The organism is Streptomyces sp. NPDC107522 (assembly GCF_055657525.1).
Map to the genome: position 1 here is coordinate 83,175 of NZ_JBVKAU010000025.1, position 11,978 is coordinate 95,152.

Sequence of the window (11,978 nt, forward strand, 5' to 3'; positions counted from 1 at the left end):
AGGCCCGGCAGCCACCACCGTCAAGGCGCGGCAGCCGCCGAGTACCACAGCCGTAGATCACGCTGTGACCTGCGGTGACGCCGGACGCAAGGCAGCCATCCAGGTGGGACGGGGACTGTGATCCCTCGGGAGCCGTCACAGCGATGAGTTCGTCCACGCCCACAGGTCTACCTCCCGACGGAAACAAACAACTCACCGGGAGCAAGACATGGGCCTCATCCACATCGAGCTGTTCGCAACCCTCGACCTCGTCGGGCAGTCGCCCGGCGACCCTGACGAGGACCCCGTGGGGTTCCCGTTCGGCGGCTGGCAGGCCCCCATCCTGGACGAGGTCGCCGGGGCACAGATCGGAGCCGCATACGAGGGCACGGACGCCCTCCTGCTCGGTCGGCGGACGTATGACATCTTCGCCGCCTACTGGCCCCACCAGGAGGGCAGTCAGGACGACGAGATCGCCACACTCTTCAACAGCGTCCCGAAGTACGTGGCCTCCCGCGGCAAGCCCGAGCTCTCGTGGGCCGGGTCCACGCAACTCGGCCCGGATCTGGCCGGGGCGGTGCGCGAGCTCCGTGACCGGCACAAGCATGTGAAGGTCGTCGGGAGCCTGAACCTCGTGCAGACCCTCCTGCGCGAGAAGCTCTTCGACCGTCTCGACCTCTGGGTGCACCCGATCGTGCTCGGCGTCGGGAAGAAGGTGTTCGACAGCGGCACGGTACCCACGAACGTCACACTCCTCGAACCGCCGGTAGCCAGTCCGAAGGGCACCGTGTACCTGCGCTACGGGCTCGCCGAAGGCACACCCCGGACGGGGGACATGAGCGCACCCGATCGCGGCCTCGGGCGCGACGACTGAAGCCGCCCCGCAAGGAGCGTCCGCAGTGAGGCGAGCGCCGGCTTGGGCGCGAACGCGACGTCGTCCGGGGCGTCTACCAACTCGCGGCGATCCCGGTCGGTGCTCCGGGACTCGGGTAGATACAGGCGCATGTCCACGAAGCAGTGAAGTGCGGGCCCAGACGGGGCCGAGCCCAGTCGACCTGCCCCGACAGGCTGCGCAGCGTCATCTGATCACAGCGGCGCACGGCATCGGAGTTCTCAGGACGTACCGGGTCCTCCGAGGCCGGGCGGCATCGATTGCTCGTGGGCGGTGCTTGCCGGATCAGGGGCGTACATCGACGTAGTCGCCGGTGGCCTTGGCGGGGCCGGTGGTGGTGGTACCGGTGAAATTCCAGCGCCAGTAACCGTCCTTGACAGCCTTGACCGTGGTGTGAAGGGTGCCGGTTTTGCTGGTGTTCACGGTGGCCACCGTGGTGTAGGTGCTGCTGTCCTTCGGGCGGAACTGCAGCTTCACGGCCTGGCCGACGTAGCCCGCATACCGGTACGTGTCCCAGTTGGCGCGCGCGAGCTTTCCGGTGACGGTGATACGAGCCCCCTTGGCCACCGGTTCCGGTGAGGCGTTGACCGTGAGCTGTGCGGCACGCTTGAGGCCGAACGACCCCACGCCGGGGGCGAAAACGTAATCGCCGTCGTTGGCGTCGACCAAGGCGTCGACCGACCATGTACCGGCGTTGGCGTTGGCCAGGTCCACCGGATCGTCGCTGCCCGGGGCCACGTGGGCGTTGACGGTGAACACCGTCGTGCAGGCCGTCGCGGTCTCGCAGAACGCGTCGGTGGTGTAGAAACCGCCGTGCGGCCCCTTCAGGTCCACATCGGCGAAGGACAGGCCGGAGTCATCCGATCCGGCGACCGTGACCGGGAACACCACGTTGTGCGTGATACCCACGATGACGTCACGTCCGGAGTTGACGGTGGCACCGCTGACCACCGGGTCGCTGGGCGCGGTACCGGGCGCGGCACCGGCCGAGGCGCCGACCCCCGCCAGCCACACAGCGACGGCCCCCACCACGACACCGCGGCTTGTCGCGCGCCCGATGGGTTTCTGCCAGCGTGCGCGTACGGCGGCGATGGGCAAGGCGATGTTGCGCCCGCCGCTTTGTCTTGCGCCAGGTGGTGCGAAGAAGGGGCTCATGAATCCTCCCGGGGACGACAGGCCTTGCTGCCAACCACCCCACGATCGCGGGCGGTTGGTGGCGAGTGCATGAAGACGGATCTGTGTCGCTCCTTACGACTGCCGAACTGGGCCGATCGTTGCCCCCCGGCCGGGCGGGAAAGCGATCCGTCACCCGTCACCCGGCCCGGGAGTCGACCTGCAGATTGACCAGATGGAGTACCGCACGGTCGCCTCGATCTGGAGGGACGTCGACGGCACCAAGGATCGCTACAGCGGCCCGAATGCGTGTGGAACGCCGAAGCTCGCAAACTCCCTGTTCACCCCGGAACTTGTGCGAGGCATACAGGGCACCAGCGGGCCCCGAAGCCGAACCGGAAGCTGCCGGAGCGGTCGGCCGAGCTGACAGGCGTGCGGCGCCGACGGTGGTGCGGCGTTTCGCCGACTACCAGCGCTTCTGCTGCGCGGTACCGGCCGGGTCAGTGGCCCCAAGGGTTCCGGTGATGCCGCGCCTTCGACCTGCTGCGGCCGGCTCCACAGACCTGCCCAGGCTGCGGGCGGGGGCGTGCTCGGTGCTGACACGCGGTTGGCGAGGCGGCCTGTTCATTGTCGCCGTTCCTGCCCTTCCTCCCCTGGTCGGCGGCAGCGCCGCGTGTGGGGCGGCCGCGCCGGGGCATCCGGATTGCCGGGAGGTCTCCATGGACACGAGGGCGTTGGCATGGCACGGGCGGTTCCGAGCTCGGCGGGCGGCGCGGGGTTCGGTCACCGAGGGGGCGGCGCGGGCGGGCCTCGCCGCCCGGGGTGTGATCTATCTGCTCGTCGGTGCGCTGGCGCTGCAGATCGCCTTCGGCGACACGAACGCGCAGGCCGACCGAGGTGGGGCTTTGGAGGAAGTGTCGCAGAAGCCGTTCGGTGCGGTGCTGCTGTGGGCGCTGGGCATCGGACTCGCCGGTATGGCCCTGTGGCGGCTGTCCGAAGCGCTCTTCGGTTCCGTTGGACAGGACGGCCGCAGCGCACGCAAGAGGCTGGTGGCCACCGCCCGCTTCCTCTTCTACGTCTTCGCCGCCTATTCCGTGTTGTCGTTCGCGGCTAGTCGGAACCAGAGCGGTGGCGGATCCAGCGACCAGCAGTCCCAGGATGCCACCGCCAGGGCAATGGAGATGCCCGCCGGCCAGTGGCTGGTCGGGGCCGTCGGGATCGCCATCGTCGTGGGCGGTGGCTGGGTCGGCGTACGGGCGGTCCTGCGCAAGTACCACGACGAGCTCAGGCTCGGTCAGATGAGCCACCGGACACTCCAGTTGGTGGACGTCGCCGGAGTGGCCGGCGGCGCCGCCCGCGGGCTGGTGTTCGCCATGGCCGGCGTGTTCGCCGTCCGCGCGGCCATCGACTACGAGCCCGACCAGGCCAAGGGACTGGACGACACCTTGCGCACCTTCGCCGACACCCCCCTCGGCCCCTGGCTGCTGGTCTGTGTCGCGGCCGGCCTGGTGATGTTCGGTGTGTTCTCCTTCGCCATGGCCCGGTGGCGACGCGTCTGAGCGGCGTCCGGGGGGTGCGAATCGCCAACGGCATTAGCAATTCCGAGACTTCGCATGACGACGACCGGGCTGAGACTGTGAACGATCCAGCAGGCCAATGGGCGTGCCCCCCGCGGAGCAGGTTGGACAGCCGCCCTCAATGTCTCGTCTCCGGCCGCCCGGCCAATGAACACAAGGTCTCAGCCCCTCCATGTCCCGAGCGGTACGCCGGCTTTGAGGTCGTCCCACGTCATGGACGGTGAGCGATCACCGTGCGCTTGACGGTGGAGACGGCGAGGCCGACCCGCCAGGGTGGCGGGTCGGCCCTGGTGCCGTTGCAGGTCAGTCTTCGTCGGGGCGGGGCTGAGGCGGGCCGAAGGGTTCGATCCTCGGGTTCGCGTACGGCCCCTCTGCACCGGCCGTGCCGTGCACACGTGCGGCGACCGCCTCGGTGACGAGCAGGGCGTAGGTGCCGTCGTGCAGGTCGACGAGCCCGTAGTCGGTGTCGACCACATCGCGGCTGACGCCGAGCTGACGCAGGGCGTCATCGAGCGTGGCTCCCGACGGGAGCGCGACCTTGATGAGGCTGGTGGGCCTGTCGGGAGCCATCGGTCTCCTCCGGTGTGTGAAGCGACTACCTGCGGGTGCCGTGCCCGTTCTTGCTACGGCGGCGCAGCGCGTCCATGATCGCCGGCACGTTGATGATGCCGTACCCGTAGTCGTGGTCGAATCCGGCGGCACCGTGGTCGTCGGCCGTCCGCTGGAGCAGCGTACGGAGCTCGGCCGGCTTGATGACATTGGCCGGCCACTGCGTGCGTACGGCGGCGACCACGCCTGCGGCGACCGGGCAGGCGGCCGAGGTCCCGGAGTCCGGTTCGCCCGCGCCGAAGGCGTGCGAGCCCTCGAAGTGCGTGTAGGCGCAGATGTCCGGCTTGTCGGCGTCGAGCCGTCCGGGTCCCTGCGAGGAGTAGCCGACCCGGTTGCCCCGGGTGTCGACGCCGCCGATGGACAGCGCACGTGGGTGCGAGTTGGCGCCGACGATGGGCCGGTCCGGGAACTCGCAGCGGCCGTCCATGCAGTCCCGGCCGCAGTTGCCGGCGGCGAACAGGACGTCGGCGCCCGCGGCCTCCAGCGCGGTCACCATCAGGTTGAACGGGTGGCCGGGGTTGTCCGAGTAGTTCCCGGGGTGGCTGGGCGGGAAGTCCCACCGGGGCGAGAAGGAACCCCAGCTGTTGCTGACGACCAGGGCCCGCTTGTCGTCGGGCATCGTCTCGAGCAAGCTCCACAGGTGGGAGTAGGCCGCCACAGCGTCCGAGAGCAGACCGCTCATGACCGTCGGGCCTGCCTGCTGCGAGAGCAGGACCGGCACGTCGATCAGCGTTGCCTTCGGCGCGGCTATGAGGGCGTCGAAGGCGCACATGGTGCCGTGGTCGACCGGGAACTTGCCCGGCTTGCCGGTCACTCCGGGCGGGTTCCAGCTCCGGGCCGCGTCGACCGTGATGGGACGGTCCAGTTCGTTGCTCAGGTGCTGGGTGTTGATGCCGGTGTCGGTGATCGCCAGCGCGATACCGCTGCCGTCCAGTTCGTCCGCGCCGAGCTCGGCGAGGATGTTCTTCACGTCCTGCCAGGTACCGACCGGGGCATCCCCGCCGCACGTGGGCGATCCCTGGATGACGGGGTCGGCGGAGATTCCGACGACCTGCGGGTGGGTGAGGGCGAGCATGGAGAGCCGACTGGCTGTGTCGTAGTCGTGGATCTCGCCACGGACCAGGACGGTGGCGTCCTGCGGCGCCATGGAGAACCGGAACGGCTGGCTCAGGGACAGCGGGTCCCCGTCGGCCGTGGACGGCACCGGCCTGGGCAGCGCCACCGGCGTGAACGACTGGTCCAGCTCGACACCGCGCATCGACCCGGCGACATCCTGGGTGGTTGCGGTGAGCTGTGGGTTGGCGACGGCCTCGACGACGTCGCGTTCCGGCTTCATCTGGATGAGGACACGCATGGTGCTCCTTGCAGTGGGACGGTCTCCGGCGCACGCGAGCGGCCTTTCGGGCACGGCGGCTCGCCATATGTGCGGCCGGGTGAGGGAGCCATGGAGAGGCGTTGAGCGGCCTCCCCTTCGACCTGCCTCTCCACCGGCGGATCGGCCGAAGACGAGCGCGCGGTGGGCAGGTGCGGATCAGGCGCCGTTCTCATGCTCACCACGGAGTCGCGGCACCGCACATCGAGAGACCCGAATGGCCTACAGACGCCCCCTCCCCCACCAGGCGAATTGCCCTCTTCCCGACCGGACGGCGCTGCGGCTCAGGGACCTCCGGCACTCCCCTGCTGCAAGCTCTGCCCAGCCGGACCGCATCCTCGAAGGCGCCGGCGCGCCCAGCGGGCGGCCAGGGAAAACAGATCAGGACGGCGATTGAGCCGATCCCGAGCGTGTAGTGGTCCCACGCCCGGCTGTTGAGGGCGGTCCGTGATGGGTTGTCGTCTACTGAGTTTTGCTGAATCGGCAACAGACTTCGCGTGCTCGCTCCTGTCCGCTGAATGATCGCTGGTGCTGTCCTTCACGACAGAGATGTCAGCCCGGTCCGGAACTCCTCGTCCGTACCGGCTCCAGCACGACGCCCCCGGGAGGACTGATCCATGTCTCAGACACCCGCCGCCGATCGCGCCCACCGTCTGGTGTCCTCGCCGGCCGGTCGAACACACCTCGTGGAGCAGGGCAGCGGGCCGCTGGTCCTGCTCGTGCACGGGTTCCCCGAGTCCTGGTACGCCTGGCGTCATCAGCTGCCCGTACTGGCCGCCGCCGGCTACCGGGCAGCGGCCATTGATGTCCGCGGCTACGGGCGCTCCTCCAAACCCGAGGCGGTGGACGCCTACCGGATGCTCGAACTGGTCAAGGACAACGTCGCCGTGGTGGAGGCCCTGGGTGAGCGGTCCGCGGTGGTCATAGGGCACGACTGGGGCGCAACCATCGCCGCAACGTCCGCCCTGGCCCGGCCCGATGTGTTCCGCGCGGTCGGGCTGCTCAGCGTGCCCTACACCCCGCCCGGCGGCCCCAAGCCCAGCGAGGTCTTCGCGCAGATGGGCGGCAGCGAGGAGTTCTACGTCTCCTACTTCCAGCAGCCCGGCCGGGCCGAGGCGGAGATCGAGCCCGATGTCCGCGGTTGGCTGGCAGGGTTCTACGCCGCCCTCTCCGCCGACACCATGCCCGCACCCACGGCCCCGGACCCGCACTTCGTCAGCCCCGGCGGCACACTGCGCGACCGCTTCCCCACTGGCCGGCTTCCGGCCTGGCTCAGCGAACACGACCTGGACGTCTACGCCGGGGAGTTCGAACGCACCGGCATGACCGGCGCCCTCAACCGTTACCGGAACATGGACCGCGACTGGGAGGACCTGTCCGACTTCGACGGAGCTCCCATCACCCAGCCGTCGTTGTTCATCGGCGGCAGTCTGGATGCCTCCGCCACCTGGCTGGCCGACGCCATCGCGGCCTACCCCACCACATTGCCCGGTCTCACTGCCTCGCACGTCCTCGACGGCTGCGGCCATTTCATCCAGCAGGAACGCCCCCTGGAAACCAACCGGATCCTGACCGACTGGCTCGCCTCGCTCACCATCTGACGCATCCTCCACGCCCTGACGACGGCGCCGGCAGAACGGGCCTGTAGTCCTCGACTTTTCCCACCAGTACAACCGAACATGCAGCCGACGTGTCTCAGATCCCGCAACGCGCGTAAAACGCACACATGGGCCCAGAGCCCAGGGGGGAACCGAGTTGAGAAACCTGACAAGAGTCGCGCTGGCCTGCCTGATCGGTGCGGGGATGGTCGCCACCGCCGGGGGCGCCGCTCAGGCCGCTCCGGCGACGGAGGGCGGATCCAGGCCGGTCAAGACGATCGAGAAGGGCTACGCCCTGTCCTGCACCGGGCAGTCCGCAGGCGTCACCGTCGCGGTGGATCTTTACCAGAACTCCGCGTTCGGCTCGCACGCCAGCGTGTCGGTCCAGACGGCGGACGGGGAGTTCGGCGGCGGTTACGGGCCGGAGGAGACCACGCTGTTCTCCAACGGGGCGATCGCGGCCGACATCCCGGTCAGGAAGCTGGACGACACGGGCGAACCGGTGGGCGATGCCCTCATCAGCGGCACCTACGCGGCCGCAGGTCGGCCGAAGCCGGTGCACGAGGTCATCGAGGACCCGGCGGGCCACTACGTGATCACCAAGGGCACCAACACGCAGCTCCGGACGGTGGCCACAGTGGATGTGCTCGGTGAGAGGATCGCGCTGTCCTGCTCGACCGCCTTCGCGTTCGACCTCACGGTGTGGCGGCTGACAACTGGCCAGGCCTGAGGACCGGTCGTGCATGACCGGCCGCCGGTGCGCCGGCGGCCGGTCCCGCCGTGAGCGCGGAACGAGGGCCTGTCTCCAGTCGTGATCGCATGTGTCTGCCGGGCGGGCAAGACAGTGGCGGCTTCTGGATCAAGCCCTGGACTTTTCCATCGAGCCCAGCCGCACGGGCGGCATACTTTGGTCGGCCGTGGTGAGACCGAAGACGGATTTCCCGGCACCGGGCGCCTTCCTAGCGTGGCCGTGTGACGACGACCGATACCAAGAACCCCAAGAAGGCGCCGCTGCGGCGCGGGGCCGTTCAGGGTGCGGAGCGGGCGCTGGCGCCCGACCTCGCGCGCGGGATGATGCTCTTGCTCATCGTCCTGTCCAACACCGCCTTCCACCTCTGGGCGGCTCGGCACGGCCCTTCGGGGTGGCAGCCGGTCGACGGTACGTGGGCCGACCGCGCGGTCCAGTTCACCATGATCACCGTCCTGGATCTACGGGTCTATCCGCTCTTCGCGTTCCTCTTCGGCTACGGGATGATGCAGCTCTACCTGCGTCAGATCGAGGCCGGGACCTCGGGGCGCGCTGCGGTGGGGATCCTGCGCAGGCGAAGTCTGTGGCTGATCGTCATCGGGTTGTCGCACGCCACCCTGTTGATGGCCGGCGACATCGTCGGCTACTACGGCCTGCTGAGCCTCGTTCTTGGCTGGCTCTTCGTCAGGCGCAGTGACCGTGCACTGAAGTGGTGGATCGGGATCGCGGCCGCACAGCTGGTGTTCTTCACGGCACTGCCCGTAATAACAGCCTTGCTCCGAGGCGAGTTGGGCTCCCTGGGGGACTCGGGAGCGCAGGCGGGCTTCGAGGCGTACGCGTCGGGCGAGGAAAACGCGCTCGCGGCGCTCGGTACCCGGCTGACGACCGGTCTGTTCATCACCTTCGCCGGTGCCCCGCTCGCACTCATCGGCGGCAGCTACCTGGTCTTCCTGCTCGGCTTCTGGGCGGCACGCCATCGCATCCTGGAGGAGCCTGGGCGCCATCTGCGGCTGCTGCGCCGCACCGCGGTCAGCGGCATTGCGGTCGGCTGGCTCGGCGGACTGCCCGCCGCGCTCGCCCACGTCGGCGCCCTCGAGGTGCCCGACGACACACAGAGCGAGGAGGGAGTGCTCACCATCCTGCGGGATTTCACCGGGAACGCCGCCGGGATCGGCTATGTCGCCGCCGTCGCGCTGTTCGTGCACTGGTGGACCCAGCGGTCCAGCCGACACGGCCGGTGGGGCGCAACGGCCGTCGTCGCGGTCTCCGCGGTCGGCAAGCGATCGCTGTCCTGCTACCTCGCCCACTCGCTGATCTTCTCCCCGCTGTTGGCGGCCTGGGGCCTCGGCCTCGGCGAGCACCTGACCAGCGCCACCATGGCGGTCTTCGCGGTCGGCGTCTGGCTGGTCACGGTGGCCGGAGCGTACGCCCTGGAGCGCGCAGGGCGACGCGGCCCGGCCGAGACGGTCCTGCGTCGGCTGGTGTACCGGCCCTGATGCGGACTGATGTGACTGTGACAAGGCGTCACACGATGCATTTTCCGGCGACAGCCACCACGCACTGTCCCGGGGAGCATCTTGGGTTGCGACCGGTATCGGCTTCTGGGTCCCGGCCGCGGTCCTGCCGGACTGCCGATGCGAGTCGTGCGCAACTGCCTGGTGAGCAGCGGGAGTTCATCGAGCCGTTCCTGCCGGAAGGCAGCTTCGCCCCGTATCCCGAACGACTGCGGGAGTAGTTCGAGGGAGTGATCTGGCGGTTCCGTACCGGCGGCCAGTGGCGGGAGATGCCCGAGCGGTTCGGCACCTGCCAGACCCTCTACAACCGGTCCGTCCAGTGGCGGGACGCGGGCGTCTTCCCGGGACGCTCCCGCGGCGGGCTGACCAGCAAGGTCCACCTCGCTGCCGACCGCCGCTGCCGGGCCATGGCGCTCGTCCTGACCGCCGGGCAGGCCGCCGACAGCCCCAGTTCATTCCCGGCCTGGACAGGGTACGGGTCCGCCTCCCTGTCGGCCGGCCCCGCACCCGGCCCGCGGCCGTCGCCGGAGTGTCTGAGCTGATCCTGCGTCATTTTTCGGCGCCCAGGTGGGCTGTGCCGCAATGCCCTGATGCGACAAGAGCCGGTCCACGAACCGGAGCCGCGCTGAGGCATGGCGCCACTTGGTTGTGACGCTGAGCGGATACTCCATAACAGCGTCTGTGAGGTCGAGTGCGGCGTAGCGCAGCCGCAGCGTTCCCTCGGCGGCCCAGCGCGTCCCCGCGCACACGACGCGCGCAGCAGCCACCTGGACACTCACTGGTGCCCCGAAGCGCGTCCCGGACAACGAAACCGTCCGCTGACAGACCAAAGGCCCCAGCCGTGTCACATCCATGAACTGCGCCTCGTCGAAACTGGCGTTGCTGGAGAACTGCGCCCTGCCGAACCAGGCGTCGCTGGAGAACTGCGCCCTGCCGAACCTGGCGGTGCCGGAGAACTGCGCCCCGCCGAACCAGGCGTCGCCGAGGTGAGGTCGGCCAGTGGCGGGATCCATGAGGGCATGCGAGCAGGACGCGTCCGAGCGCAGCCACGGGGAGACGTCCACGGTGAGTACGATCCGCCCATCGAAGCGCGGCATCGGCAGTGATATCAGCAGGTCCCGCAGGCCGTCCGTGACGAGCCGACCGTGATTCAAGGCCCCGTACAGCGAGCCGTAGCCGCGTTGGTGCTCGGCGAGCAGCGACAGCTCGACCGGTGTCCGGGTCGGCCCGTCCGCACACAACAATGCGTCGGTCAGATCAAAGAACGCATCGGCCCGCGCGGACAAGCACCCGTAGCAGACCGTCCGAAAGCGTGACAGTTCCGCGAACCCATCCCGTCCGCCCACCTGCGGCAGCACACTCATCCCCACGGCCTTCCTGGTGAACTCCTGCATCTCGTCGCAGAGTTCAGGATCCCGAGGAAGGCCGCCCTCATACCCTGCGATCACTCCAAAGAGTGACCACCCGGCCGGGTCCGATGTTAAGGAACAAGGTAAGTGCCTGTTCACATTCCTGACCGATGTCAGTAGTTCACGCTCGGCCACCTGGGGGTGTCGGAACCGTGACTCCACTGTCCGTCGTTGTGGCGGGTAGTCAGGCCGGTCGTGAGCAGCCCGGCCATGATCAAGCCTGTCGTCAGCCGGCGAAGCAGCGTGCGAGCGAAGGATCTCGCCCCTGCGGCGCTGGCCGTCGCCGCGCAGGGAGGATGTTGGTGTAAGAGCCATTGCCGTCTTTGTGCTTGGAACGAAGAAGACGCGGCGAGCGTCCGTGGTAGCCGGTCAGATCAGGGTCAAGCCCTGCCGCCTTGGGCGTGCCGATCGAAGGCGGCGCGGGCCTGGCCGTGATCTGCTTGGTTGCGGTGGTCAGCTGGCGTGGCCGGGGCCGGGCAGGTTGGCCATGGCGCGGGCGAGTGACGCGGGGTCGGTCACGGTGCCGGTGATCCGTATCTGCTCGAAGTAGGTGAGCAGTTCGGGGGCGTCGGCGGCGCCGAAGGCGCGCACGGTGTGGGCGTCGGGTGCCTGCCACACCGCCCAGAACGTCCATGGGGTCTGCTCGAGCAGCAGCTCGGTTTCCCCCATCGCCAGCGGCGTGATGCCGGCCGCGGTGAAGGATTCCGGGTCCGCGCTCATGCCGGATAGGAAGGCGTTGCGCTGCTCGTGGGGCAGGTCGAACCAGGTCTGGCGGGGCCGCCACAGTTCGATGATGGTATGCATGGCGGTCAGCTCACGACCGCGCCGAGGCCGAGCTCGTGCAGCAGGGCGTCGGTGGGCGGCTTGGTGCCCACGTTGATCGCCGTGACGGCTCGGCCGAGCATGAACCGGTCCACGCTGACGCGCTCGGGGCGCTGCCCGCTGGGGGTGTCGACGAGGTGGGCGACGGCGTCGGCCACCTCGCGCGGGTCGGGCGGCTGCGGGCCGACGAAGATGGCACCGACCTGCTGCATGAACGCGCCGGCCAGCTGGAGCACCTCGGCGTAGTCGGCTAGGCGGTTTCGTTTGGATCATCTGGTCGTTGGTCCGGGTGTGCCGTTGACTGACGCGCAGTGGGCGCGGATTGAGCCGTTACTGCCGGACCGG

11 protein-coding genes and 2 pseudogenes are annotated in these 11,978 nt (G+C 69.1%); 7 read left to right on the forward strand and 6 right to left on the reverse strand.

Translation table 11 applies throughout. The annotated features are described in order from the left end of the window. Window positions 1-208 precede the first annotated feature (208 nt). A complete protein-coding gene (locus tag ACZ7L6_RS40940) occupies window positions 209-853 on the forward strand; it encodes a dihydrofolate reductase family protein (RefSeq protein WP_471933163.1) in 645 nt (214 codons plus the stop codon). A 303-nt stretch (window positions 854-1,156) separates the two neighbouring features. Here ACZ7L6_RS40940 and ACZ7L6_RS40945 read toward each other — a convergent pair whose 3' ends face one another. Further along, complete coding sequence (locus ACZ7L6_RS40945; protein ID WP_471933165.1) at window positions 1,157-1,900, reverse strand: calcium-binding protein; 744 nt, start codon at window positions 1,898-1,900, stop codon at window positions 1,157-1,159. An 803-nt stretch (window positions 1,901-2,703) separates the two neighbouring features. On the opposite strand from ACZ7L6_RS40945, the gene ACZ7L6_RS40950 reads away from it, so the two are divergent. Then, window positions 2,704-3,543: a DUF1206 domain-containing protein gene (locus ACZ7L6_RS40950; RefSeq protein ID WP_471933167.1), complete on the forward strand. Its 840-nt coding sequence runs from the start codon at window positions 2,704-2,706 to the stop codon at window positions 3,541-3,543. A gap of 321 nt (window positions 3,544-3,864) precedes the next feature. Here the strand turns inward: ACZ7L6_RS40950 and ACZ7L6_RS40955 are convergent, their stop codons facing one another. Together ACZ7L6_RS40955 and ACZ7L6_RS40960 are read right to left on the reverse strand one after the other, a co-directional pair. Beyond that, window positions 3,865-4,131: a hypothetical protein gene (locus ACZ7L6_RS40955; protein ID WP_471933169.1), complete on the reverse strand. Its 267-nt coding sequence runs from the start codon at window positions 4,129-4,131 to the stop codon at window positions 3,865-3,867. Window positions 4,132-4,156: 25 nt separating this feature from the next. After that, window positions 4,157-5,524 carry a S8 family serine peptidase gene (locus tag ACZ7L6_RS40960; RefSeq protein ID WP_471933171.1) on the reverse strand — a complete coding sequence of 456 codons (1,368 nt, stop codon included), beginning with the start codon at window positions 5,522-5,524 and terminating at the stop codon, window positions 4,157-4,159. Window positions 5,525-6,159: 635 nt separating this feature from the next. Between ACZ7L6_RS40960 and ACZ7L6_RS40965 the strand changes: the two genes are divergently transcribed. The 5 genes and pseudogenes from ACZ7L6_RS40965 to ACZ7L6_RS40985 form a co-directional block, all read left to right on the forward strand. Next, a complete protein-coding gene (locus ACZ7L6_RS40965) occupies window positions 6,160-7,143 on the forward strand; it encodes an alpha/beta fold hydrolase (RefSeq protein ID WP_471933173.1) in 984 nt (327 codons plus the stop codon). 154 nt (window positions 7,144-7,297) lie between these two features. Then, entirely contained in the window at window positions 7,298-7,870 is a 573-nt protein-coding gene (locus ACZ7L6_RS40970) for a hypothetical protein (protein WP_471933175.1), read from the forward strand. Between the two features lie 242 nt (window positions 7,871-8,112). Beyond that, a complete protein-coding gene (locus ACZ7L6_RS40975) occupies window positions 8,113-9,384 on the forward strand; it encodes a DUF418 domain-containing protein (RefSeq protein WP_471933177.1) in 1,272 nt (423 codons plus the stop codon). Between the two features lie 86 nt (window positions 9,385-9,470). Continuing rightward, window positions 9,471-9,743: pseudogene (locus ACZ7L6_RS40980) on the forward strand (transposase); the annotation flags it as partial. Window positions 9,744-9,746: 3 nt separating this feature from the next. Beyond that, window positions 9,747-9,928 (forward strand): annotated as a pseudogene (locus ACZ7L6_RS40985) (IS5/IS1182 family transposase); the annotation flags it as partial. Here the strand turns inward: ACZ7L6_RS40985 and ACZ7L6_RS40990 are convergent. The 3 genes from ACZ7L6_RS40990 to ACZ7L6_RS41000 form a co-directional block, all read right to left on the reverse strand. Beyond that, window positions 9,855-11,126 (reverse strand): pentapeptide repeat-containing protein, encoded by a 1,272-nt coding sequence (locus ACZ7L6_RS40990; protein ID WP_471933179.1) that lies wholly within the window; start codon window positions 11,124-11,126, stop codon window positions 9,855-9,857. The pseudogene ACZ7L6_RS40985 and the gene ACZ7L6_RS40990 sit on opposite strands and share 74 nt — an antisense overlap. A gap of 138 nt (window positions 11,127-11,264) precedes the next feature. Beyond that, entirely contained in the window at window positions 11,265-11,615 is a 351-nt protein-coding gene (locus ACZ7L6_RS40995) for a DUF6616 family protein (protein WP_471933181.1), read from the reverse strand. 5 nt (window positions 11,616-11,620) lie between these two features. Continuing rightward, window positions 11,621-11,869: a hypothetical protein gene (locus tag ACZ7L6_RS41000; RefSeq protein ID WP_471933183.1), complete on the reverse strand. Its 249-nt coding sequence runs from the start codon at window positions 11,867-11,869 to the stop codon at window positions 11,621-11,623. Window positions 11,870-11,978: the final 109 nt, after the last annotated feature.